24 protein-coding genes are annotated in these 25,658 nt (G+C 39.4%); 11 read left to right on the forward strand and 13 right to left on the reverse strand.

The window, feature by feature from the left end; genetic code table 11:
- Window positions 1-40 precede the first annotated feature (40 nt).
- Entirely contained in the window at window positions 41-1,336 is a 1,296-nt protein-coding gene (gene tyrS / locus ACNI3T_RS08745) for a tyrosine--tRNA ligase (protein ID WP_418227474.1), read from the forward strand.
- 313 nt (window positions 1,337-1,649) lie between these two features.
- Here the strand turns inward: tyrS and ACNI3T_RS08750 are convergent, their stop codons facing one another.
- From ACNI3T_RS08750 to ACNI3T_RS08765, 4 genes are all read right to left on the reverse strand, one after another.
- Window positions 1,650-2,624, reverse strand: a complete 975-nt coding sequence (locus ACNI3T_RS08750; RefSeq protein WP_418227475.1) for a LuxE/PaaK family acyltransferase — start codon at window positions 2,622-2,624, stop codon at window positions 1,650-1,652.
- 80 nt (window positions 2,625-2,704) lie between these two features.
- A complete protein-coding gene (locus ACNI3T_RS08755; RefSeq protein WP_418227476.1) occupies window positions 2,705-3,043 on the reverse strand; it encodes a T9SS type A sorting domain-containing protein in 339 nt (112 codons plus the stop codon).
- Window positions 3,044-3,206: 163 nt separating this feature from the next.
- On the reverse strand, window positions 3,207-5,201 hold the full coding sequence (locus tag ACNI3T_RS08760) for a hypothetical protein (protein WP_418227477.1): 1,995 nt from the start codon (window positions 5,199-5,201) through the stop codon (window positions 3,207-3,209).
- 51 nt (window positions 5,202-5,252) lie between these two features.
- Window positions 5,253-8,054 carry a TonB-dependent receptor gene (locus tag ACNI3T_RS08765; protein ID WP_418227478.1) on the reverse strand — a complete coding sequence of 934 codons (2,802 nt, stop codon included), beginning with the start codon at window positions 8,052-8,054 and terminating at the stop codon, window positions 5,253-5,255.
- Between the two features lie 175 nt (window positions 8,055-8,229).
- On the opposite strand from ACNI3T_RS08765, the gene ACNI3T_RS08770 reads away from it, so the two are divergent.
- Window positions 8,230-8,913 carry a response regulator transcription factor gene (locus ACNI3T_RS08770; RefSeq protein ID WP_141878882.1) on the forward strand — a complete coding sequence of 228 codons (684 nt, stop codon included), beginning with the start codon at window positions 8,230-8,232 and terminating at the stop codon, window positions 8,911-8,913.
- A complete protein-coding gene (locus ACNI3T_RS08775) occupies window positions 8,913-9,992 on the forward strand; it encodes a sensor histidine kinase (protein WP_418227479.1) in 1,080 nt (359 codons plus the stop codon). Before ACNI3T_RS08770 ends, ACNI3T_RS08775 begins: the two co-directional genes overlap by 1 nt.
- Here ACNI3T_RS08775 and ACNI3T_RS08780 read toward each other — a convergent pair.
- Complete coding sequence (locus ACNI3T_RS08780; protein WP_418227480.1) at window positions 9,930-10,997, reverse strand: glycosyltransferase; 1,068 nt, start codon at window positions 10,995-10,997, stop codon at window positions 9,930-9,932. The genes ACNI3T_RS08775 and ACNI3T_RS08780 overlap by 63 nt on opposite strands.
- Window positions 10,998-11,062: 65 nt before the next feature.
- On the opposite strand from ACNI3T_RS08780, the gene trmB reads away from it, so the two are divergent.
- From trmB to ACNI3T_RS08815, 7 genes are all read left to right on the forward strand, one after another.
- Window positions 11,063-11,737: a tRNA (guanosine(46)-N7)-methyltransferase TrmB gene (trmB, locus tag ACNI3T_RS08785; RefSeq protein WP_418227481.1), complete on the forward strand. Its 675-nt coding sequence runs from the start codon at window positions 11,063-11,065 to the stop codon at window positions 11,735-11,737.
- A gap of 6 nt (window positions 11,738-11,743) precedes the next feature.
- Window positions 11,744-12,367, forward strand: coding sequence for a LysE family translocator (locus tag ACNI3T_RS08790; protein WP_322301183.1), 624 nt, complete (start codon window positions 11,744-11,746; stop codon window positions 12,365-12,367).
- Between the two features lie 3 nt (window positions 12,368-12,370).
- Window positions 12,371-12,697: an MGMT family protein gene (locus ACNI3T_RS08795; protein ID WP_418227482.1), complete on the forward strand. Its 327-nt coding sequence runs from the start codon at window positions 12,371-12,373 to the stop codon at window positions 12,695-12,697.
- Window positions 12,698-12,839: 142 nt separating this feature from the next.
- Window positions 12,840-13,973, forward strand: a complete 1,134-nt coding sequence (locus ACNI3T_RS08800) for an Mrp/NBP35 family ATP-binding protein (protein ID WP_418227483.1) — start codon at window positions 12,840-12,842, stop codon at window positions 13,971-13,973.
- On the forward strand, window positions 13,974-14,228 hold the full coding sequence (locus tag ACNI3T_RS08805) for a NifU family protein (RefSeq protein WP_141878875.1): 255 nt from the start codon (window positions 13,974-13,976) through the stop codon (window positions 14,226-14,228).
- A 14-nt stretch (window positions 14,229-14,242) separates the two neighbouring features.
- Complete coding sequence (locus ACNI3T_RS08810) at window positions 14,243-15,304, forward strand: NAD(P)/FAD-dependent oxidoreductase (protein WP_418227484.1); 1,062 nt, start codon at window positions 14,243-14,245, stop codon at window positions 15,302-15,304.
- Window positions 15,305-15,314: 10 nt separating this feature from the next.
- On the forward strand, window positions 15,315-15,650 hold the full coding sequence (locus ACNI3T_RS08815; protein ID WP_026914088.1) for a 2Fe-2S iron-sulfur cluster-binding family protein: 336 nt from the start codon (window positions 15,315-15,317) through the stop codon (window positions 15,648-15,650).
- Window positions 15,651-15,702: 52 nt separating this feature from the next.
- Here ACNI3T_RS08815 and ACNI3T_RS08820 read toward each other — a convergent pair whose 3' ends face one another.
- The 7 genes from ACNI3T_RS08820 to rplM form a co-directional block, all read right to left on the reverse strand.
- Window positions 15,703-16,488 (reverse strand): DUF3050 domain-containing protein, encoded by a 786-nt coding sequence (locus ACNI3T_RS08820; protein WP_418227877.1) that lies wholly within the window; start codon window positions 16,486-16,488, stop codon window positions 15,703-15,705.
- A 437-nt stretch (window positions 16,489-16,925) separates the two neighbouring features.
- Window positions 16,926-18,101, reverse strand: a complete 1,176-nt coding sequence (locus ACNI3T_RS08825) for an acyl-CoA dehydrogenase family protein (protein ID WP_418227485.1) — start codon at window positions 18,099-18,101, stop codon at window positions 16,926-16,928.
- A 47-nt stretch (window positions 18,102-18,148) separates the two neighbouring features.
- On the reverse strand, window positions 18,149-18,871 hold the full coding sequence (locus ACNI3T_RS08830) for a tRNA1(Val) (adenine(37)-N6)-methyltransferase (protein WP_418227486.1): 723 nt from the start codon (window positions 18,869-18,871) through the stop codon (window positions 18,149-18,151).
- Between the two features lie 129 nt (window positions 18,872-19,000).
- Window positions 19,001-19,825: a translation elongation factor Ts gene (gene tsf, locus ACNI3T_RS08835; protein ID WP_322301177.1), complete on the reverse strand. Its 825-nt coding sequence runs from the start codon at window positions 19,823-19,825 to the stop codon at window positions 19,001-19,003.
- An 89-nt stretch (window positions 19,826-19,914) separates the two neighbouring features.
- Entirely contained in the window at window positions 19,915-20,811 is an 897-nt protein-coding gene (rpsB, locus tag ACNI3T_RS08840) for a 30S ribosomal protein S2 (protein WP_418227487.1), read from the reverse strand.
- A 166-nt stretch (window positions 20,812-20,977) separates the two neighbouring features.
- Entirely contained in the window at window positions 20,978-21,364 is a 387-nt protein-coding gene (gene rpsI / locus ACNI3T_RS08845) for a 30S ribosomal protein S9 (protein ID WP_322301175.1), read from the reverse strand.
- Entirely contained in the window at window positions 21,364-21,819 is a 456-nt protein-coding gene (rplM, locus tag ACNI3T_RS08850; protein WP_141878868.1) for a 50S ribosomal protein L13, read from the reverse strand. The genes rpsI and rplM overlap by 1 nt, the downstream gene beginning before the upstream one ends.
- Window positions 21,820-22,167: 348 nt before the next feature.
- Here rplM and ACNI3T_RS08855 point away from each other — a divergent pair, with 348 nt between their 5' ends.
- On the forward strand, window positions 22,168-22,737 hold the full coding sequence (locus tag ACNI3T_RS08855; RefSeq protein WP_418227488.1) for a DUF5004 domain-containing protein: 570 nt from the start codon (window positions 22,168-22,170) through the stop codon (window positions 22,735-22,737).
- A gap of 85 nt (window positions 22,738-22,822) precedes the next feature.
- On the opposite strand, the gene polA is transcribed toward ACNI3T_RS08855, so the two are convergent.
- The gene (polA, locus tag ACNI3T_RS08860; RefSeq protein WP_418227489.1) at window positions 22,823-25,648 is read right to left on the reverse strand and encodes a DNA polymerase I; all 2,826 of its coding nucleotides are present in this window, start codon (window positions 25,646-25,648) and stop codon (window positions 22,823-22,825) included.
- Window positions 25,649-25,658: the final 10 nt, after the last annotated feature.

Below are 25,658 nucleotides of genomic sequence, written 5' to 3' on the forward strand. Positions count from 1 at the left end.
ATGGTATCTTTACGGCTATTTTTACCTGAATTAGCATATTATGGAGAAGAATTTCGTAAAAGAACTTACCTGGAGAGGGATGTTGCATGACACCATGCCTGGAACCGAGGAACATTTAATGGAAGAAATGCGTGCGGCTTACGTAGGGATAGATCCAACGGCAGATTCGCTGCATATTGGTCATCTTGTGGGAGTCATGATGTTACGCCATTTTCAACTTGCGGGGCACAAGCCTTATGCGTTGGTTGGCGGTGCTACTGGAATGATCGGGGATCCATCGGGGAAGTCGGCTGAACGTAATCTGCTTGATGAAAAAACTTTACGTCACAACCAGAATTCGCTAAAAGAACAACTTTCGAGATTCCTTGATTTTGATTCTGACCATGATAACGCGGCAGTTCTGGTAAACAATTACGACTGGATGAAAAACTTCTCTTTCCTTGAATTCATCAGGGATGTAGGGAAGCATATCACCGTGAACTATATGATGTCCAAAGATTCAGTCAAGAAAAGATTGTCTTCTGAATCTTCTGTAGGAATGTCTTTTACTGAATTTACTTACCAGTTGGTACAGGGTTATGATTTCCTGCATTTATACAGAGAAAATAACTGTACGCTGCAAATGGGTGGAAGTGATCAATGGGGGAATATCACTACGGGAACGGAACTTATTCGCAGAATTGGAGAGGGGAAAGGTTATGCTTTGACCTGTCCTTTGATCACCAAGGCTGATGGAACTAAATTCGGGAAGACAGAAGGTGGAAATATCTGGCTTGATAAAGAGAGAACTTCTCCTTACAAATTCTACCAGTACTGGTTAAATACCAGTGATGAAGATGCTGAAAAATACATCAAGATCTTCACTTTTTTGTCCAAGGAGGAGATCGATTCTTTAATTGCTGAACATAAGGAAGCGCCACACAAACGTGAACTACAGAAGGAACTTGGAAAACAGGTTACGACAATGGTACATTCAGAAGAAGATTATAACAATGCTCTTGCTGCTTCTGAAGTTCTCTTCGGAAAAAGTACGGCAGCGGACTTCAGGAAGCTTGATGAAGCGACCTTTCTCGATATTTTCGAAGGCGTGCCGCAAGCTGATATCGCAATGACCGAAATTGAGAATGGACTCGACATGATCGCTGCGCTGGCTGCTCAAACCAATTTTCTAAAATCGAATGGCGAAGCCAGACGGGCTTTAAAAGAAAACTCGGTAGCAGTTAATAAAGAGAAAGTAAAAGAAGATTATACGATTACTAAAGATGATCTTATCAATAACAAATATGTTATTTTAAATAAAGGAAAGAAGAATACTTATATCATTAGAGCGATTTAAAACCTTAGAATGCCCGACTTCGTACATAGAAGTATATGGGTAAATTCAAGGGAGAAGATATAATAAGGGCGATCATTTTCATAATTTCAATGGGAATGATCGTCTTTTTTGCATTTTACAGCTAATCATACCGCCGCTTGGAAAGCTTAAATACAAAAGCCTTCAGGAAGAACCTGAAGGCTTTGTAACTAACTAACCAATCTAATATGAAAATTCACTTAGCGCAAAATGAAGATATGAACCTTCTCCATCTTACAACTATTGAGTCGCACTCAACTTCAGTAAATTACAGCTTGAAAAGTTAAAATTTCGATTATAGAACAAGAAGGTTGCAACCTCTAATATCGCTGTTGTCAAAACGCCCCATGATCTCTATTTGGTCACCTGAAATTTTTCCAAGATCCTGGGTGGCAATGAATGAACAGGAGTTCAAATTAGCCAGGTCTATTACGTTAATACCACCGGTTTTACCATCCTGTACGTAACTAAGCGCATCTTCCGGATCCCGTATAAGTATATTCATCCAGTTGGGAGTTTCAAAAACTCCATTCCCACTAGAGTATGCCTGAGATAAAAGTTCAGTCATTCCATATTCACTATGTATATGATTAACCCCAAAACCGGACCTTAGGATTTGGTGCAGTTCTTCACGTATCATTTCCTTGCGTCTGCCTTTCATTCCTCCGGTTTCCATTATGATGGTATGCTGTAGATCAAAAGTTTCATTTTCTACAAGGTCAAGTAGGGCAAAAGAAACACCAATCAGAAATACTTTCTTTCCAGACTGGTCCAGTTTCTTTAATTTTTCAGAAAGATCTTCAAGATCATCAAGGTAGAATCCGCTATCGGCCTTGTTTGATCTTTTAATGAGCGCATCTGCCATATAAATAAGAGAACTTCCTGTGCGTTCAAGGTAACTTGGTAGAAGTGCCAGAAAAGTATAATCCTCTGGAGAACCGTAGAATGCTTCAAAAGCTTTTAAAAAACTCTCTTCATAGATGCCAAGATCGGCAACATGATGTTTGCTGGTCGCAGATCCGGTAGTTCCACTACTGGTAAAAGTAATCTCTGCTTTCTGTTCTTCAGTAATGATATTTTCTTTTTTGAAAAACTCTATAGGTAGAAACGGAATCTCCCTGATAGATAAAACGTTTTCAGGTGATTTCTTCAAAAGTTTACAGAATTTCTGATAAACAGGATTATGCTGATACTGATATTTGTAAACTTCAAGGCTTAGCTTTTCAAATTCTTCCGAAGAGGAAATATTGAAGATTTTATTTTTCAGCATAAATAAACATTGGAGCTTCAAAATTAAGCAATAAAAAAGCCTCTTTAAAAAGAAGCTTACAAATTAAGATTTACCGTGTTTTATTTTACCACCAGTTTGCGGGTAGCTTTAGATCTTCCTTCTTCGATCTTAATAATATAAATTCCAGGAGTAAGTGTTGAAACGTCTAGCTCTCTACCTCTTAATCTGGATTTAAGAACTGGCTTGCCTAAAACATTATAGATCTCGATCTTCTTTTCCTGGTTTTTGGTGGAAGAAATAAAGACTCTTCCTCCAGTAATTGGGTTGGGATATATAGATAAACCATCTATAGAAATTTCTGTTCGAGCTGAAGCAGATAAAGAATCCTGAGCGTTCGCAGGGATTGCCAACATCAGGAAACTAAACAATAAAAAGCTAAATAGGTACTTTTGCTTCATTCTCTTTGGTACAGATTAGACAAACTTACAAATAAAATTTCAAAAATCCTGCCACAAAATGCTGGGTTGCCGGAATTTATAGATAATAAAAAAGGGTTACCAGATGGCAACCCTTAATTTTGGCTAATTAGTGAATTTCAATATTTTAAACTAAATTTTGATCTTAGTTTACCCAATCAAAATCTGCAGCATCTACAGTTGCATCTGCATCATAAGCTGCTTCAACGTCTGCATCCTCACCGTCGATCTGGATTCCAGAAAGATCTGTTCTTGTATCATCTGCGATATCAATATTAGTTTCAAAACCAGATAAAGAAAGACCAGTGATCGTTGCTCCAGAAAGTTTCTTGAACTGTAATGCTGTTCCTCCAGCAGTTGAAACTGCAGTGATCTGGTTAAGAGCTGGCATATTGTTCTCTCCGTCTGCTTCTACAACAGTTGAAAAGTTATCGATAGTCAGATTGATATAAGCATTTGTAACAGAACCATTCCAACCTTCAGTCCAGTCGATCTGGTCATCTTCATTATTTTCGAAATATGCATTTGTTACAGAAACAGAACCTCCAAAGAATTCAACTCCGTCATCTGCTCCATTAATAATTGCGATGTTGTCAATTGTAGTTCCAGATCCAACAGCGTAAAGGGATAGCCCGTTATACTGAGATTCAGAATTGATCTGTGCTCCGGCATCTCTTAAAATCAAATAAGCGATAGAACCTGAATTGTCTTCAGCATCAGAACCTCCGTAGACGATTCCACCAACTTCAGCAGTAGCATTTAAACCTTCAGTAGTTGCTGCATTTCCAGCGATCACAAGACCACCCCAGCTTCCGGCTTCACCAGAAGTTGAAGACATTACCACAGGATTTGAATCGGTTCCCTGAATATCGATCATTGCTCCTTGTTGTACTACGATATAAATGCTTGTTGCATCAGTATCGGCATCACTTCTTGCAGTGATCTTTGTTCCAGCAGGAATAGTAAGTGTGGCACCAGCATTTACAGATACTACGTCACTTATTACATATTCACTATCACCGTCTAAAGTAAGATCGCTATCAATGTTACTTGGCAGTACAGATACCTGTCCACGATTAGAGATCCAATCAAAAGTAGATTCCATTACTGTTGGAGTAAGAGAGTAGGAGTTATCCAATTCAGCAACAGCTCCATTCAGGTTTATTCCTGATAGATCTGTTCTGGTGTCATCTGCGATATCTACCGACGTATCATAACCATTCAAAGATAATCCAGTGATGATCGCACCAGAGTCTTTCTTAAATTGTAGCGCAGTTCCACCTTTTGTAGAAACAGCGGTAAAATTGTTGATTCTTGGTTCCTTATTCTCACCATCGGCTTCGATCGCTGTGGAGAAGTTTTCGATAGTATGAAGAACATATACATTATCGATTGTTCCATTCCAACCTTCAGTCCAGTCTACTGCATCATCTTCGTTGTTTTCAAGATACAGATTCGTAGCATTTACAGAACCTCCGAAGAATTCAACTCCATCATCTGCTCCATTGATTAGAGCAACGTTCATGATGGAAGTTCCTGAACCTACTCCGTATAGAGAAAGTCCGTTAAATTGAGATTCAGAATTGATCTGAGCTCCGGCATCAGAAAGTACAAGGTAGTTGATAGAACCAGAATCATCTGCAGCATCACTACCACCGTAAAGAATTCCACCAACTTCAGCAGTTGCATCAGTACCTTCAGTAGTTGCAGCATTACCAGCGATGATTAGTCCACCCCAGCTACCTGACTGTCCATTAGAAGAACGCATGATCACAGGAGCAGATGCAGTACCGTTAATTTCGATATCTCCACCTTTTTGAACTACGATATAAACGTTAGTTGCATCACTATCATCAAGATCTGGATCTGCAACGATCTCTGTTCCTGCAGGAATTGTAAGGGTTACTCCACTTTCTACGGAAAGAATTCCGGATAATTGGTATGAAGTATTAGCATCAAGAGTCATGTCTTCATCAACGCTTCCATTCAGGATGTTATCTGAAGGTGCTGGATTTGGTGTCCCAGTGTCATCTGTAGGATTAATGATATCAATATCATTGTCATCACTACTACAACTTGTGATAAGCAAACCGCCAAAAAGCGCGCTCATTAACAAAAAGTGTCTTGCTGTTTTTTTCATAATTTAAGTTTTGATTGTAATAGGTTGTGTATATAATTTGTGGTTAAAAAATTAGAAGTTGTAGCTCAAGCCAAGGCTTAATACGGCTCCTCTGGTGTAAGAACGAACGGTTTGCTCTGCCTCTGCAGCATTACCAGATAATGGTCTAATTGCCTGATATCTTTCAATTTCAGGGTTAAGTAGGTTCTGTCCTTTGAATTCAAGTTCAAAATTATTTCCGAACTCTTTAGACAGGATCAAATCCAGGGTTACAAAACCTTTTTCAATGATTTCGTCGTTATACTGGATATCGATAAAATCAAGGTTTTGAGTATCTGGTGATCCAAGCGCGTAGATTTTATCTGAAGCATAGTTTGCTACAATTGTTCCACGGAATGGATTCTCTGTTTCTGTACTGAAGTTTGCCGATGCATTCACGATCCAGTCTGATGCACCCTGAAGTCCGATTTCATCATTTCCATTATATCTGAATGTTCTTACAAAGGATCCATCTTCAGCAAAAACATCTTTAAGATCCTGGCTGTGCCACATTCTAGTAATATTTCCAGATACACTTAGATCAAGACCATTGTCATTGTCATTTTCGATCACGTCCATTCTCGCTTCAAGCTCCAGACCATAAATGTTGGCTTCGTCACTGGCATTGAAATAAGAAAATACCCCTGAAGCACCACGTGCCTGAGTTCGGTTGATTGGGTCAAGGATCTTTTTATAAAAACCTGTAAGAGATAGTAACTCACCTGAGCTTGGGAAAACTTCATATTTAAGATCCAGGTTATAGTTATTTGAAGCTTCTAAATTTGGGTTACCACGAGTGATCTGTCCAATCTGTGAAACATATTCGAAAGGAGCGATCTCTTTAAATTCAGGTAGAGAAATCGTTTTGCTGGCTGCGAGTCTAATATTCGAATCTTCGTTTGGAGAAAACTTGATATTTAAGCTTGGATAAATGTTATCGTATTCCTTGAAGGTGAAATTCGGAAGATTCTGAGGGTAATTGTTCACATCAAAGATCACATCTACCTGATCCTTCTGGTATCTCGCACCTGCATTAATATTCCATTGTTTGTTTCCAATATTGAAAACTGCAAAACCACCGTAAGATTCCAGCGTTCCATTATAGATATCTGGGGTAAGACGATTGAATTGTAATAACCTGTTATTGAAGTTTTCTGTAGTAAAGCTCGCTCCAAGATTATCGATAGATGGAGGGTTTACGGTATTGAAGTCGGTTTCTTCAGCTCCAAAGAATTGGGAAAAGAAATCACGCTCTTTATTTCTATAGTTACCACCTAGAATAAGGGAAGCATTCTTAGAATCTTCGTTATCCATGCTCAGGAAATTATAGGTGTTCTCAATTCTGGCATTGAACTCAGTATCATCGATCTCCTGCGTTGACTTTCTTTGCTGAAAACCTCCAGTTCTGGCCAATTGCACGAAGTTATTGTCTCCTATATTCACTTCATTTCGAATACGGTTTGGCTCATCTGCATTTACCAGGTTAAATCCTGCAGACCATTCCAGTTCGTTCTTCCCATCAAGAAAATCGTGGAAACCATGTAACTGATTTACCCAAAGCCTGGTTTGTTTGATATTTTGATCACGTATAAACTGGTTCAGGTTTTCACCTCTGTTTGTTTCTTCGAAGACAAAACCTTCGCCGTTTCTACCAGCTTCATAAACCTCATCGGTTACTTTGTTGATGAATAAACTGGTTGCTTTCAAGCGATGATCATCATTGATCTTAAAACCAAGATCTGCCATCAAAGTATTATTATCTGTCTTTTTGAAGTTTTCAGCATCTGTAAACTGATCTTCAAGAACGTTCGTTCTGTAGTTTCTGAAAAGACCTTCGTTATATTCGAAAGCAACCGAATTAGATGCGGTTACAAATGCTCTAAGCGGTCCAAATTCCTTTCCGGCGGTTATGCTAACTTTTCTATTTACCGGAACTGAAGTCTGTGGATTCCAACTCTGGTTGTTTAAAGTAAATTCTGTTGGAATGCTCTGGTCGTATACGCCAAAATAAGTGTCTTCCTGATTTGGAGAAACTTTAAAATTGCTGAATTCTCCAATAGCATTCGTATTCACTCCGCCCTGCACACTAATTCCTAATTCATCCTTTCCTCTTAATTCACGAGAAGAAATATCTACATTTCCAGAAGCCTGATCTGCAGAACTAATTGCAGAATATGCTTTGCTGATCGATACGTTCTGAATCACTCGAGTTGGAAACAATCCCAGATCGATATTCTTTCTTTCCACATCATCTGATGGTATAGGAAGACCATTCATGGTACTATATAGATAACGATCACCAAGGCCACGTACAAAAAGATCGCCGGAAGCCTCACTGGTGGTTACACCAGAAATCTTGGTAGTAGCAGTAGCCGCATCAGATACCCCTAATTTTGCCAGTTCCTGTGCCCCTATACTTTCCTTTATTTCTACTGAATTCTTTTGCTCTACCAATAAAGCAACTTCAGAATCTCTTCGAGAGACCGTAGTAATGACTACTTCATCCAAAGATGCTGCACTGGATCCTAGTTCTGTATTGACTTCAGTCACTTTTCCAGCTTCTACAACCACACCTGGAACTTCAAGAGTTTCATATCCTACAAAACTAAATACGACTGTATAGGTTCCTGGTTGTAGTTTGTCTAAAAGATATATCCCGTCGTAATCTGAAGTGGTTCCTTTGGAGGAATCTTTAAGGAGTACATTAGCGAAAGGCAGAGGTTCACCACCCATTTCCTTGTCAGTTAACTTACCTCCAATTGCACCAGTTGTAGTTTCTTGTGCTTGCACAACACCAGCTAAAATAAGTAGTGTTAGTAAAAAGAATTTTTTCATTTTTTTCTTGCTATAAAATCTCGCTGCAAATAAACGGCAAGAAAGCCGCGACGATGTTACCCCAGATTTAACCCTTTGTCATTAAAGAGTTAGTTTAATGTTACCAATAGATTAACCTCAATGCTAATCCAAATTAATCCTTAATTTTATGGACTGTTAACCATAGTTATACACCATGAAGAAAAAAGACATTCAGATTTTACTAGTAGATGATGAGCCGGATATCCTGGAAATAGTAGGGTATAATCTCTCTTCGGAAGGTTACCAGGTGATCACTGCAGATAATGGTGCGAAAGCTGTTAAGCTTGCTCAAAAACATAAACCGCATCTTATTATTCTGGATGTCATGATGCCTGAAATGGATGGTATCGAAGCCTGTGAGCAAATAAGAAAGATTACAGATCTTGAGCACACAATTATTACATTCCTAACTGCAAGAGGAGAAGACTATTCGCAAATGGCAGGTTTTGATGCAGGAGCAGATGACTATATCACTAAACCTATCAAGCCAAAAGTTTTAGTTAGTAAAGTAAAGGCACTGTTAAGACGCTACCGTGATGAGGAAGCCGGTTCCAATATTGTAAAACTTTCCGGGATCACTATTAATCGTGATGAATATAAGATCGAACAGAATGGTGAAGAACGCAGTCTGCCCAGAAAAGAATTTGAGTTGTTATCTTTGTTAGCATCCAAACCGGGGAAAGTCTTTAAAAGAGAAGATATCCTTGACAAAGTATGGGGTAATGATATCGTAGTGGGAGGAAGAACTATAGACGTTCATATTCGTAAACTACGTGAAAAGATCGGTGACGATAAGATCAAAACCATCAAAGGTGTTGGGTACAAGTTTGTAGTTTAATGGCGCAACAATTTAAGAGGTCTTATAGATTTGCAATAAGGACTGCTTTATTTATAAGTCTCTTCCTTACCGCGATACTGGCGATATTCATCTTTCTGGGTTTGCAGAACTGGTGGATCGCACTTCTTATTTTTGCAGGCTTGTGCTACCTGTTCTCATTTTTGATCATTCAGTATAGAGTAGAGCGTTTTATTTATCGCCGTATCAAGAAAGTGTATGATAATGTTTCACTTCTCGATTCCAAAACTTTAAGCCCTAACCAGATCACCACAGATATGTCCAGTCTTACTCGCGAGGTTAAGAAATTCGCCGAGGACAAAAAGCTGGAGATCGAAACCTTAAAAGTAAGAGAAGCTTATCGTAAGGAATTCATGGGGAATGTATCGCACGAGCTAAAAACTCCTCTTTTCACTGTTCAGGGTTATATCTTAACTCTAATAGATGGAGCCCATAAGGATAAGGTGATTCGTAAAAAATATCTTGCCCGTGCTAATAAAGGAGTAGAGCGACTTATTTATATCGTGAAGGATCTTGACATGATCACCAAGCTAGAAACCGGTGATCTACATCTCAAGTACGAGACTTTTGATATAATCGAATTAATACAGGCGTCTTTTGATCTACTGGAAATGAAAGCTGCCAAAAAAGATATAACACTCACATTTGATCTGGATTACTCAGAACCTATTCTTGTGAGAGCAGACAGAGAAAGAATTCAGCAGGTTTTAACCAACCTGATCGTTAATTCCATCAAGTATGGAAAGAATGGTGGAACTACAGAGATTAGTATTGAGAATCTTATCAAAAATAAGGTTATCGTGAGGGTGACAGATAACGGGGAAGGTATTGCGAAAGAGAATATTCCACGGTTATTTGAAAGGTTCTATCGAGTGGACAAAAGTGGTTCAAGAAGAGAAGGAGGTTCAGGCCTCGGACTTTCAATTGTAAAGCACATTCTGGAAGCGCATGAGGAGAAGATCTATGTAGAAAGCGTCTTTGGTGTGGGAAGTGAATTTTCATTCACTCTCGAAAAACGCAAAGAGATCCCGGAGAACTCGGCCATCACCGAAATTACTTAGGCCGGTATAATTCTCAACTTCCTTCAGTTTTTCTAAGCTGAATTGATTTTGCGTGCAGAAAGGAGCAATGCCCTGCCGTTCCAGTCTTTTTGCAAGATATTCCTGTTCTTCCTGTCCAGGTGTAGGAATAAAAAATGCTCTTTTTTCTAATTTTGCCAGATCCATCAGTGTAGTATAACCTGATCTTGCGACGATGGTTTCACTACTGTTTATAGCTTCTTCCAGCTCTCTTCCGAAGAGATAATTACGAATATGCAGGTTCGGATTACTCGAACTAAGCTGTTTTTCTTCGGAAATTACTGCGCGTACCAACAATATACTGTCATTAGTATTACTGAAGCATTCGAGCAATTTTTCTTCAAGCAAGCTGCGCTGAGGTTCCGGACCGCTAAGCAGCAGCAGGTATTTGTATTTTGTTTCCAATGCACGCTTTTCGAATCTGCTCAAAGCACCGATATATTGGCATTGCTCGGGCAGATCTTTTACATGGCTCAGTTTCCCGCTTAAATTCCTTTCACTGGAAGCATAATCCGGAATCCAGATCTGGTCGAAATTCTTCAAATGTTGCCTATTTATATAAGTAGACAGGAGGGTTGTGATGCCACTTAGAACATGGATTTGGTGAGTGATAAAAACGTTTGTCTTCAGTTCATCGCTATAAACCCCAAAACGATTGTCGGAAATGATTCCTTCAATTTCATAATCTTTTATAATCTCACTGGTCTTTTCTCTTTCCGCAGCGATCGTCTTTCGAATATGGCTGGTTTGGGCAATGATCTTCCAGTTAAGAAGCCAGCCTTTTTTAGCATACTGAATATTATAACCGGGTAATTCGAGATGTGTAAGCTCAGGAAATTCCTTTTTCAGTAATTGCAGTGCATCACCATCTGAAGCAAGAATAGGTTCGTAATGTGCATTTTGAAGAGCATTAACAACAGGAATACTGCGGGTGGCATGTCCCAATCCCCAGTTCATCACAGCCACTAAAATTCGTTTCTTAGACATATTCAAAACTATTCTTAGCCGCTCCTAAGCTAATTTCTTTAATTTTGCCAAAATATCAATTTTAAGTGGGAAGCAAGAATAAACTTAAACGTTTCAGAGAGAACGAGCAGTTTGAAAATGTAATTCAGCCGTCAAGAGAAGAACTTACGGAGAATGAATTTGCGTTAAAAGGAAACTGGAGCAAGGATTTTTTTAAGAATAACAATCCAATAGTTCTGGAACTCGGCTGTGGAAAAGGGGAATATACCGTAGAGCTGGCCAGGCAGAATCCAGATAAGAACTTTATAGGGGTGGATATAAAAGGAGCACGTTTCTGGCGCGGTGCTAAAACTGCCATCGAAGAAGGAATGAAGAATGTCGCTTTTATAAGAACGCAGATTGAACTGATAGAATATGTTTTTGCTTCCGCAGAAGTTAGTGAGATCTGGATTACATTTCCAGATCCACAAATAAAATATAAGCGTACAAAACATCGTTTGACTAACGCAGAGTTTTTAATACGCTACAAGAATATTCTCAAAGTCGACGGACTCATGCACTTAAAAACAGATTCTGAATTCATGCATGGTTATACTCTAGGCTTATTACACGGGCAGGGTCAGGAGATTCTTTATGCTCATCACGATATTTACAGTAATGAATATTCTCCAAAAGCAGTAACCGGAATTCAAACTTTCTACGAAAAACAGTACCTTGAAAAAGGTAAACCTATTACCTATATTCAATTCCGGATTAAATAAGCATTATTGGAAGAAACGAAGATTTTCCTAATTACCTATTTTGCCGCCTTTATTGGTGTGGTGCCTCCAGGTTTGGTGAACATGACCGTGGCAAAGACCTGTGTGGAAAAAGGTAAAAAAAACGGACTTTACGTTGCCGTTGGGGCAGGTATCGTAGTATTTATACAGGCACTCATTGCGGTACTGCTTGCAGGTTATATTTTTGACCATCCTTTTGTGAAAAAGATGTTGCTGCGGGCGGGATTAGTGGTCTTCTGTATTCTGGCAGTGTATTTCTTCATTCAGGCACAGAAGAAGAAAAGAATTGACCCAAGTAAGCGAAAGGCGAATGCCAATAGTATCTATAAAGGAATGTTTATCGCTGCCTTAAACGTTTTTCCCATTCCTTATTTTGTTGCAATTGCAGGGGCAATGAATCTTAGCGGTGGTCTGGAATATGACTGGTCCTTAAATTCATCCTTTTCTATCGCCGCGTGTTTAGGAAGTTTTACAGCTTTGTATCTCTACGTAGTACTCTTTGATAAGATCGAAAAGAAAGCAGAGTCATTTGCTAAGTATTCCAATTATTTCATGGCAGCATTAATGGCAGTGCTTATCGTCATTGCGCTAGTAAGAATTCTGAATAATTAAAACTTGAAAGATAATTCCGGATTTTTTGATAAGGTTTATGAAGTCTGCCGGCAGATTCCTGAAGGGCGGGTGACCTCTTACGGAGCTATTGCAAAATCTCTTGGTGCAGCCCGAAGTGCAAGAATGGTAGGCTGGGCAATGAATAACTCTCATGATAAAAATGTTCCGGCGCATAGAGTAGTGAATCGAAATGGAATGCTTTCCGGGAAACATCACTTCTCTGGAACCAACGCCATGCAACAACTTCTGGAAGCTGAAGGTGTTGAGGTAAAAGAGCTGCAGGTAGTCAATTTCAAGGAACTCTTCTGGGATCCTATGAAAGAGCTTTAACTGAATACAAATTACCATAAATTACTGCTATCCAGCTATCGATCTAATATTCGTAAATTCTTCGTATTCTTAGCTTTTACCTTTATATTTGCGTTTAGAATCAGTCTAATTAAGCTGTAAAAAATCTGATTAAAATCAGTCTATGAAATTGAACAGAAAAGAAATTTTATCCGCATTAGAAACTATTTCCGTAGCCGGCGAAGGCGCTAATATGGTTGAGAGTGGTGCGGTTCAAAATGTAATGACCTTTGGCGATGAAGTGGTAGTGGATCTTGTATTGAGTACACCGGCTCTTCATATCAAAAAACGAGCAGAGGTTGATGTAATGAAAGCCATTCATGAAAAAGTTTATGAGAAGGCGAAAATTAAAGTAAATATCAAGATCGAAGCTGCTGAAAAGAAGCCGGAGATCAAAGGGAAACAAATTCCTGGAATCAAAAATATAATCGCCGTGGCTTCTGGAAAAGGAGGCGTTGGTAAGTCTACGGTAACTGCGAATCTTGCAGTGACCTTGGCAAAAATGGGATTTAAGGTTGGTATTCTGGATGCAGATATCTATGGTCCATCTACCCCAATCATGTTTGATGTGGAAGCTGAAAGACCCTTATCTGTTACAGTAGACGGGAAATCCAGAATGAAACCGGTAGAAAATCACGGAGTGAAGATTCTGTCTATAGGATTTTTTACCAAACCTAATCAGGCTGTAGTCTGGAGAGGACCTATGGCCGCGAAGGCATTGAATCAAATGATCTTTGATGCAGCATGGGGAGAACTGGATTTCATGTTGATCGATTTACCTCCGGGAACTGGAGATATTCATTTATCGATAATGCAATCGTTACCAATCACCGGTTCTGTTATTGTAAGTACACCGCAAAACGTTGCTTTAGCCGATGCTAAAAAAGGAGTTGCGATGTTCCAGCAGGAAAGTATCAATGTTCCGGTTCTTGGAATTGTTGAGAATATGGCTTATTTCACCCCGGAAGAACTTCCTGAAAATAAATACTATATCTTCGGAAAAGAAGGTGCTAAAAATCTGGCAGCAGATCTGGAAGTACCATTCTTAGGAGAGATTCCATTACTGCAAAGTCTTAGAGAATCTGGAGATATTGGAAGACCGGCGGCTTTACAAACTGCCACTCCGTTGGAAAGCGCATTCGAGGAGATCACTCGTAATATGGTGCAGGAAACGGTGAACAGAAATAAAAATTTACCTCCTACAGAAGCTATCAAGATCACAACGATGGCTGGATGTAGCGCGGTTAAGAAAAAATAAATGACAAGCGAAGAAGTTAAAATAAATGTTGAAAAGGCACTTGCCGAAATTCGTCCATTTCTTGAAAGCGATGGAGGGAACATTTCCCTTGTATCTATCGAAGAAAATGACCGTTTGGTAAAAGTACAGCTTGAAGGAGCTTGCGTTGGCTGTTCTGTTAATCAAATGACCCTGAAGAGTGGTGTGGAAATGACGATTAAGAAATATGTGCCCCAAATAGAAAAAGTGGTAAATATTGATCGATCTACCCTTTAAAATTTTGCTGAAGAATGATTAAAACTGATATGCTCATTATCGGTGCAGGTCCAACAGGATTATTTGCCGTTTTTGAAGCCGGACTCTTGAAGATGAAATGTCACCTGATCGATGCTCTTCCACAACCCGGGGGACAATGTTCAGAAATATACCCGAAAAAACCAATCTATGATATTCCTGGTTTCCCTGAAGTACTTGCAGGAGACCTGGTTGATAATCTTATGGAACAGATCAAACCTTTCGAACCTGGATTTACTTTAGGCGAGAGAGCGGAGACTATAGACAAACAGGAAGATGGAAGTTTTATCGTTACAACCAGTAAGGGTACTAAACATCATGCTCCGGTAGTAGTGATAGCTGGTGGTCTGGGGAGTTTTGAGCCTAGAAAACCACCAATTCCTTCTATCAAAGATTTTGAAGATAAAGGTGTTGCTTATATTATTCGTGATCCTGAAGTATATCGCGATCGCAAGGTAGTGATCGCCGGTGGTGGAGATTCAGCTTTGGACTGGAGTATCTTTTTATCGAATGTTGCATCGGAAGTTTCTCTGGTACATAGAAGAAAAGATTTCCGGGGAGCTTTAGATTCCGTAGAAAAAGTTGAAGAGCTTTCGAAAATTGGAAAGATAAATCTGATTACAGATGCTGAAGTTGTAGATCTTCAAGGAAAAGATGAACTTAATGCTGTAGTTATAAGGCATAAAGATGAAGCGAGAGGAGAAGAGATCAAAGAAGTAGATGATTTTATTCCACTTTTTGGACTATCACCTAAGCTGGGTCCAATTGGAGACTGGGGCTTGGAAATAGAAAAAAATGCGATCAAGGTTGATAATACGTATGATTATCAAACGAACATTCCCGGGGTTTATGCCATCGGTGATGTAAATACCTATAAAGGAAAATTAAAGCTTATTCTGTGTGGTTTCCATGAAGCTGCGATCATGTGCCAGAGTGCTTACCAGCTTATTAACCCAGATAAGAAGTATGTGATGAAGTACACTACTGTAAGTGGAGTTAGTGGTTTTGATGGAAGTAAGAAGGAAGCTAAAAGAGAAGTCGTAAAAAGTATAAATTAGAAGCAATTAAATGTCTGACGTTAAGATCACCATAATAGACCGTGAAGGCGAGGCTCATGTTATCGATGCCCCAACAGATATGAATATGAACCTTATGGAGGTTATTCGCTCTTACGAGCTAGCTCCTGAAGGTACCATTGGGATATGTGGTGGTATGGCGATGTGTGCTTCTTGCCAGTGTTATATGCTCAATTATCAGCATATGTTGCCGGAGATGAGTTACGAGGAAGAAGATATGTTAGATCAGGCATTTCATGTGGAAGATAATAGCAGGCTTAGTTGCCAGATACCTATAACAGATGAACTTGAAGGATTGGAGATTCGAATAGCGCCAACGACCGAATAACAAAAAAGCCTGAAGTTTTAACTTCAGGCTTTTTTTAATATATATTCTAAACCTAAATGGTTTGTAACACTTTACGCTCTTCAATTTCAGCTTCGATACCGTCCCAGAATTCAAGTCTGCTTTTTAAAGACTTTTCAGCAACAGCTTTTACCTCCTGCCACTTTTTATCATCATTCCCGCACAATTGTTCAACCATTCTAAAGGCCATTGGACCATGCTCATCTTCATCCAGTTCGATATGACGATCAAAATAGTATTTGAACAGACTAAGATCTTCTTCAGGGAACTTTTGCTGTACTTTGCTAATGATTGAGGTAAACATATCTGGAATCAGACCTTCGCGTCCAAAGGTGAAAGCAGAAGCGATCTTATGTGGTTCCTGGCTATAAACTACTTCGAAAGTATGCTTCAGGAATTGTTTGATGCTTACTGGTAATTTGCTAGTCGCAATGATCAGGAAAATATCAGTGCCATGAGTTACCTGCATTAAAAGATCTTCGATTTTGGACTTATTTGCACCCGCAGCACTCATCGCATCCAGATACATTTCAAAATGGCTCTGTCGTTCTCCCTGTAAGTTGATATCGGTTTCCTCGGCGAGAACGATCTCGTTGATCAGGTACCTTGTCACCGGATCTCCTACCGGCAGCCACGGATTGGTGGTTTTAGTAAGTTTTTCCTGAAGAGCAGTTAGTAAAGACATGAAGTCCCATACCGCAAAAACATGATGTTCCATAAACAATTGCAGATGTTCAGGACTATCGATCTTCTGGTAAAGTGAATGATTAATTAACTGGTTGGTTAGAGGTTTTAAACTTTCGTTTATCTCTTTAATCATCATAAGGTAATTTTCGTGCAAAGTTAAGAGCTAGCTCACATATTATAAAAACATTAGCCAGTTTTTACAGCTTGTTTAACTAAATCCTGTGCTTAAATCTGTACTTTGAAATATGCTATTAAATGCAGTGCTAATCTTCTATTCTGAAAAATCTGTAGAGTATTTACAGGTGGACGGAGTGGTGGCTAAAAAGCCGAAACCTCTAAAATCAAAATGCTGCGAGAAATATAGAAAGGGCAAACGTTGCAAACGCTGCCCTTGTTTTGATTTGTTATAGGATTTTATTTTTTTCAGCTTACCGGTATAGAATGTCACTTATATCCGGACTGAGCCTGTCGAAGGCCGGTTCAAGTTCAATGCGCTTCGACAAGCTCAGCGTAGCAATTCAAAGAAGAATACTTTAAAGCAAAAGCGCTTTGTATGTTTATATTGCCAGTTTAAAATGCAGCGTGTCCCGTAATATCCAGTCCGGTAATTAATAGATGAATATCGTGAGTTCCTTCATAAGTAATTACACTTTCCAGGTTCATCATATGTCGCATAATGCTGTATTCACCGGTAATTCCCATACCACCTAGGATTTGTCTGGATTCACGGGCTATTTTGATAGCCATTTCAACATTATTCCTTTTTGCCATGGAGATCTGTGCTGAGGTAGCCTTGCCTTCATTTTTCAGAGTTCCGAGTCTCCAGGCAATTAGCTGTGCTTTGGTGATCTCAGTGATCATTTCAGCTAGCTTTTTTTGTTGTAATTGCTTTGCAGCAATAGGCACTCCAAACTGTTCTCTTTCCTTGGCATAACGCAATGCAGTATCGTAACAATCCATGGCAGCGCCAATAGCACCCCAGGCGATACCGTATCTGGCCGAATCAAGACAGCCAAGCGGAGCTCCCAATCCAGATTTATTTGGTAATAAATTTTCCTTGGGCACCTTTACGTTATCAAATATCAATTCTCCGGTAGCACTGGCTCTTAAAGACCATTTATTATGAGTTTCAGGAGTACTGAATCCTTCCATTCCACGCTCTACGATCAGCCCGTGTATACGTCCTTCTTCATTTTTAGCCCAGACTACGCCAATATCAGCAAATGGTGAGTTTGAGATCCACATTTTGGCACCATTTAATAAATAATGATCCCCCATATCCTTAAAGTTCGTGGTCATTCCTCCAGGATTTGAACCATGATCCGGTTCTGTAAGACCAAAACAGCCTACCATTTCTCCGGAAGCTAATTTTGGAAGATACTTTTTTCGTTGTTCTTCAGTTCCATATTGAAAAATTGGATACATCACCAGGGAAGATTGTACTGAAGCTGTAGATCTAATTCCGCTGTCTCCACGCTCAATTTCCTGCATGATCAATCCGTAGGAAATCTGGTCAAGTCCTGCACCGCCGTATTCTTCAGGAATGTAAGGTCCAAATGCGCCAATTTCAGCCAGGCCTTTTAAAATCTGTTTCGGGAATGTGGCAGTTTGTGCTGCTTCCTCTATAATTGGGGAGACTTCTCTTTTTACAAATTCACGGGTAGCGTCGCGAACCATTTTATGTTCACTTGAGAGCAACTCGTCAATCTGGTAATAATCAGGAGCCTGGAATAGATCTGGTTTCATTGTGTAGTGTTTCTAACAAATGTAACCAAGTCTTTAATGAGAAGCAATTATAATTTGAGGTAGAAATCTTTGACTAGATTAGTGTATTCCGGAGTATAATTATGTCTGGAAATTTCAATGATGAGATCTTCAAATTCAGCTGAAGTTTCCTCAAAACAGAAGCTCATAAGACTTCTTTTTACGGGTGCTTCAGCAGTTCCCTTTACCCTGGTGATTCTGGTAGGATATAAATTATGACTTTGGGCAATTTTAATCGCAGTCTCCTCGTCAGAAAAAGGAATGATCATATCAAAGCGTCCGTTTTTGGATAGCAGGAGGGAAGCACCTTCTAGTAATTCGTCTAGAGGCAAAGCTTCAGCAAAACGAGCCTGATCACGATGATCATCACCTGTTTTATAATCTTCAGTATAAAAGGGAGGGTTGGAAAGTATTAGATCGTAATGCTCTTCATCCTGCATCTCTTCCACAAACTCATCAAAAGCTGCATGGTAGCAGAATAAGCGGTCACCCCAGTCACTATTTTCAAAATTATCTACAGCCTGTTCATAAGCATTTTCTTCGATTTCTAGCGCGTCAATAAGTTCCGCACCAGATCTTTGAGCCATCATCAAGGCAATAAGTCCGGTTCCGGTGCCAATATCCAGGATGCTTTCCGGTTCATGTGCAACCGAAGACCAGGCGCCAAGCAGCACACCGTCTGTTCCAATTTTCATGGCACAACGATCCTGTTCTATGGTAAAATGTTTGAATTTAAATGGCCTTGCAGACATGGATGGTGATTTTTAATCAGTTGAATTCTTCAGCTATGATTACATTTCAGCTGAGCTGGCAAAAATATAAGTACAAAAAAAGAGGTTTTAAATACATAAAACCTCTTTTGATATATTATTCAGAATAAATTATCCTAGAGCAACTCTTTCGAAAGCAACTACTTCAAGTTCGCTGTCTACAGACTTCACGTACTCAGCAACGCTCTGCTTGTTCTCTTTGATATAAGCCTGATGAACCAAAGTGTTATCTTTAAAGAAACGCTGAAGTTTTCCCTGAGCGATCTTGTCAAGCATATTTTCTGGCTTTCCTTCCTGTCTCAAAGTATCTTTAGCGATCTCGATCTCTTTATCGATAGTTTCCTGATCAACTCCAGTTTCATTAAGAGCAACCGGGTTCATAGCAGCAGCCTGCATAGAAACGTTCTTCGCAGCCTCATCAGCTCCATCAACACTTTTAGAAAGACCTGTAAGAACAGCAATCTTATTTCCAGCGTGGATGTAAGATCCTACGAAAGGAGCTTCAAGAGTTTTGAAAGCGCCAATTTCGATCTTCTCACCAATTACACCAGTTTGTTCAGTAAGTTTTTCCTCTACAGTGATCCCTTTGTAATCAGCTTTAAGAAATTCCTCTTTAGAAGAATAGTTAAGAGCGATTGCAGCGAAATCGTTAGCCATTTTGATGAAATCATCATTCTTAGCAACGAAATCGGTCTCACAGTTCAGGGAAATGATAACACCTCTGGTATTTTCAGTATTCACCTGAGCAATTGCAGCACCTTCAGAAGAATCTCTGTCGGCTCTCTTTGCAGCTACTTTCTGACCTTTTTTACGAAGCAATTCGATTGCAGCGTCAAAATCACCATCAGCTTCCACTAATGCTTTCTTGCAGTCCATCATTCCTGCACCAGTAGCTTTTCTTAATTTATTTACTTCAGCGGCGGATATCTTAGCCATAATATTGTTTTTTTATTGAAAAAAGTCGTTTAGAAACTCACTGTAAAGAAAGAAGCTAAACGACTTTTAGATTTTATGTAAACGTTATTTTATTCTTCTTCGTTAGATGATTTAGCTTTGTCTAAAGTTTCACTTTTAGATTCAAGCTTCACATCATTCTTAGCCTCTTTCATTGCCTTTTTGTCTTCGGCATCTTTAGAAGGAACTTCAGCTTTCTCTGCTTTTGGAGCAGCAGGTTTTGCTTTTTTCTCTTCTGAAGCATTAGAATCCTCTTTTTTCTTAGCTGGTTTCTCAGATTTTCTTTCTGAAAGACCTTCTACGATAGCGTCTGCAACGTAAGAAACAACTTTGCTAATAGATTTGGAAGCATCGTCATTAGATGGAATTAGATAATCAACCTCACGTGGATCTGAGTTGGTATCAACCATCGCAAAAATTGGAATGTTTAGTTTTTGTGCTTCTTTGATCGCAATGTGCTCACGTGTAGTATCTACAACGAAAAGCGCAGCTGGAAGTCTAGACATGTCTGAGATTGAACCTAAGTTCTTTTCTAGCTTAGCTCTAAGACGATCTACCTGTAAACGTTCTTTTTTAGAAAGAGAGTTAAAGGTTCCGTCTTTCTTCATTCTATCGATAGAAGCCATTTTCTTTACAGCTTTACGAATAGTAACGAAGTTTGTAAGCATACCACCAGGCCAACGCTCAGTGATATAAGGCATGTTAGCCTTTTCCGCCTGCTCAGCAACAATCTCTTTCGCTTGTTTCTTTGTAGCTACGAAAAGGATCTTTCTTCCGCTTGCTGCGATCTTTGCAAGAGCATCACCTGCTTCCTGCATTTTAGCAGCACTTTTATATAGGTTGATGATGTGGATCCCGTTACGTTCCATATAGATATATGGAGCCATATTTGGATTCCAACGTCTGGTTAAGTGTCCAAAATGAACACCAGCATCAAGTAATTCTTTTACTTCTACTTTGTTTGCCATTTTTGTAATAGTTTACGTTCTGTTGAGATAGCAACAACCAGGTGGCTACTTAAAAGTATGGCCCTGACTGTTTAGATGCTAAACTAACTTCTGCCCGGCATGAACAGAATAACAACAAAAAATTAATTTTTTTATGAACTCCCCGGAAAATATTCCGGTAATAATATTAACGTTTAGAGAACTGAAATTTCTTACGGGCTTTCTTCTGTCCGTATTTCTTACGTTCTACCATACGTGGATCTCTAGTAAGAAGACCTTCTGGCTTAAGTGCGCCATGATTTTCCTGGTCTAGCGCCACCATAGCTCTGGATAGTGCCAGACGGATTGCTTCAGCCTGTCCAGTGATACCTCCACCGTAAACGTTAATTTTAACGTCGAAGTTTCCTTCATTTTCGGTAAGCATCATTGGCTGGTTCACTTTATAAAGAAGTGGTCCAGTTGTGAAGTAATCTTTAAGGTCTTTCTTGTTTACGGTAATGTTTCCCTGTCCTTCTGAAACATATACACGGGCCACAGCAGTTTTTCTACGGCCAATTTTGTGAATTACCTCCATTACTTAACGTCGTTTAAGTTAATAGTTTTAGGTTTTTGAGCTTCGTGATCATGTTCAGATCCTACATAAACCTTTAAATTTCTGAATAGTTCTGCTCCAAGTTTGTTTTTTGGAAGCATCCCTTTAATAGACTTTTCTACTAGTCTCTCAGGACTTTTTTCGAAAAGTTCTGAAGCTGTCAGACTCTTTTGACCACCTGGATAACCTGTGTGACGGATGTACTCTTTCGCGTCCCATTTCTTTCCAGTTAAGTTGATTCCCTGCGCATTCAATACAATTACATTGTCTCCGCAATCAACATGTGGGGTGAAGTTAGGCTTGTGCTTTCCTCTAAGTAGATATGCTACTCTTGAAGCAAGACGACCTAAATTTTGTCCGTCAGCATCTACCACAACCCATTCTTTGGTTCTGGTGGCTTTGTTAGCCGATACTGTTTTGTAACTTAATGTGTCCACACCAATTGATTTTACTAATTATTAAACATTCCAATCCCATTTACCCGAATCTCAATCGGGAAAACAGGGGTGCAAATGTACAATTATAAATTCATATAGCAAACAGCACTATCAAAATTTAATCTGACTTAAATCAGCTGGTTTTCAGTATGATAAATTCTAAGAATTTTAAGGCTTGATTCTTTTAATAGATAGAGGAAAACGTAAGTAAAAGACTTCAAAACGGAACATAAAGGGGTATTTAAATCGATAAAGTGCTTTTTCGTGCGTTTAAAGTTAATTTTTGATGTTAAGGATTCCTTAATTTTTAGCCTTCTGCTGTATGTTTGTAATCCCTAAATCTATATCATGATACGAATAATGAATGTTACAGTGTATTGCTGCCTCCTACTGGTGGGATTTGCATTTCAAAGTTGTAGTAAAGAAGATATTTCTAAGGAATCTCAATTAAAGATTAGTAACGCAACCACGGTTACTACCGCAGATATGGTTGGTAGCTGGGATCTAACGAAAATGATGGCAGATGTAGAAGTAGATCTCGACTCTACTCCGGGTGGTAGTAAAAATCTTCTGGATGAAACTGATTGTTTTAACACAAGGAGTATAACATTTATGTCTGATAGTACGTTTGTAAGTAATAATGCCATGATGACCTTCGAGGATGGTGACGGTGATGATTTTACTTGCCTTTCCGATAGGATGGATTCAGGCAGCTGGTATGTAAGCGATAATAAGCTTGTTTTGGAGCTCACAATTAATGGAGAAACCTTTATTCATGAAAAAGCGATCGATCTTGGATCTGGTACTTTCGCTTTTGATGTTACCAAAATCGAATCAGACCAATATGTAAATGATCCAGGTAATACGAGAGCTTCTGAAATCAGAATTTTAATGCTGGAGTATACCAGAGCTAAATAATAGTAAGAAGTAGTTTATAGTGTTAGTCAAAAAACCTCGTTAGTACTGCTAACGAGGTTTTTTAGTCTATGATTTTTATTGTTTTTTAATGGGCTTCCAGCCAGTTCTGTCCAATTCCAATTTCTACATCTAAAGGCACTTGCAGTTTGTAGGCGTTTTCCATTTCCGTTCGTATCATGGTTTTCATCTCTTCCAGTTCCTCCTTGTGAGCGTCGAACACCAGTTCATCATGTACCTGTAACAGCATGCGCGTTTTATAGTTTCCAGCCTTCAGTTTGTTATGAATATTGATCATGGCTAATTTGATGATATCCGCTGCACTACCCTGGATTGGTGCATTCACCGCGTTTCTTTCCGCAGCACCACGTACCACCTGGTTTCTTGAATTGATATCTTTTAGATAGCGTCGGCGGCCTAGTACTGTACTTACATACCCATTCTGTCTTGCAAATTCTACCTGGTCTGCAATATAACTACTCAGTTTAGGATAGGTTTTATAATAGGTGTCGATCAAATCTTTTGCTTCACTACGAGAGAGAGAAGTTTGATTACTCAACCCAAAAGCTGAAACCCCATAAATGATCCCAAAATTTACCGTTTTGGCGTTGCTTCGTTGTTCACGGGTAACTTCTTCCAATGGCACATTGAAAACCTTTGCAGCTGTGGAAGCGTGAATATCTTCACCTTCTTTAAAGGCCTTGATCATATTCTCTTCATCACTTAAAGCGGCGATAATACGCAATTCGATCTGGGAATAATCGGCGGCCAGCAGTACGAAGTTTTCATCTCTGGGAACGAATGCTTTTCTAACCTGTCTGCCCCGTTCTGTTCTTATAGGGATGTTCTGTAAATTCGGGTTGTTGGAACTTAATCTTCCGGTAGCCGCAATGGTTTGTACATATTCGGTATGCACACGACCGGTCGTTTTTTCTACCTGATTTGGTAGCGCATCCACGTAGGTGTTCTGTAGTTTTACGAGTCCGCGGTAATCCAGTACATGTTGAACGATCGGGTTCTCTTCAGCTAAAACAGAAAGTACGTCTTCACTGGTGCTGTACTGACCCGTTTTTGTTTTCTTAGGTTTCTTGGAAAGTTCCAGTTTCTCAAAAAGAATGATTCCCAGTTGTTTTGGTGAACTTATAAGGAATTCTTCTCCTGCTTCCTGGTAGATCTTCGTCTCCAGATCTTTAATATCATTGGTCAATGCTTCGGAAAGGGATTGCAGGTAATTTTCGTCCAGTTTGATTCCTTCCAGTTCCATATCTGCCAGTACTTCTACCAGCGGAATTTCAATTTCATTGAATAATTTTCTCGTGTTTGCGTCTTCCAGTTCTTTCTCGAAAAGTGTTTTTAACTGAAAGGTAATATCAGCATCTTCTACTCCGTATTCAGTTTGAGATCTCAGATCCACATCACGCATACTTTTTTGGTTCTTACCTTTCTTCCCAATAAGTTCAGTAATTGGCTGTGGAGTATAATTAAGGTAAGTTTCGGCAAGAACATCCATATTGTGACGCATATCTGGATTGATAAGATAATGCGCGATCATAGTATCAAAGATCGGAGATTTCACCTCAATTTTATATTTGTCCAGAACCTTGATATCATATTTAAGATTCTGACCTATCTTCTCTATAGATTCATTTTCAAAAAACGGACGTATTTTCTCGATCAACTCCTGTGCTTTCTCTCGCTCCTCCGGAAATGGAAGATAGTAGCCTTTCCCGGCTTCCCAGGAAAAAGCGATTCCTACTAATTCTGCATCCAGTGGATTCAATCCCGTGGTTTCAGTATCGAAACAAACACTTTTCTGCATAAGCAGTCGTTCGAAAAATAGCCTTTGTGCCATTTCTGTTTCAAGTAACTGGTAAAAATGCGGAGTATCAGCCAGATTTGTTCTGGAAGAAGTTCGTTCGATCTCTTCACCATCACCTCCAAATAATGAGAACTGACCAGCGCCAGCGGTTTGCGCATTTTGGTTTGCTGAAGGCGAATTACTCACCTGTGTAGGGGTGGTCTCTTCCTCTCCTGAAAATAATTTCAGAAACTGATCTTTCAATCTTCTGAATTCAAGGTCTTCAAAGATCTCCTGTACCTTTTCACCATCGGGCATGGAAAGTTCGTAATCTTCAGCGTGAAATTTTACATCACAGTCAACAAATATGGTAGCCAGCTTTTTAGACAATCTCCCTAATTCAGCGTTCTCGATGACCTTCTCCTTCATCTTTCCTTTAAGGTCATCGGTATTTGCCAGTAAACCTTCCATGCTTCCGTATTTCTTCAGAAACTTCTTGGCGGTCTTTTCACCAACTCCTGGAAGTCCCGGAATATTATCTACAGAGTCGCCCATCATTCCGAGGAAATCGATCACCTGCTCCGGGCGTTCCACCTCAAATTTCTTCTGAACTTCAGGTATTCCCCAGATCTCTATCCCATTACCCATTCTGGCAGGACGATACATGAAAATATTTTCTGAAACCAGCTGAGCGAAATCTTTGTCTGGCGTCACCATATATACCTTATAGTTCTCCTTTTCTGCCTGCTTGGCGAGAGTTCCAATGATATCATCTGCTTCCATTCCGGCACATTCCACTACTGGAATATGCATGGCGCGAAGAATTTCCTGTATTACGGGGATGGATTCACGTATAGGTTCAGGAGTTTCATCCCGGTTCGCTTTATAGTCTGAAAACATTTCAGTTCTGGCTTCGCTACCATCCTTATCGAAACAAACCGCTAAATGATCTGGTTTTTCTCTTCTTATAACATCGAAAAGAGAATTTGTGAATCCCATGATCGCCGAAGTATTGAAACCTTTGGAATTGATCCGCGGGTTTTTGATAAAAGCATAATATCCTCGGAAAATTAATGCGTATGCGTCCAGTAAAAAGAGGCGTTTTTGATCGGCCATTAGAAATGTT

It is taken from the genome of Christiangramia qingdaonensis, from assembly GCF_048381525.1.
Taxonomy (GTDB): domain Bacteria; phylum Bacteroidota; class Bacteroidia; order Flavobacteriales; family Flavobacteriaceae; genus Christiangramia.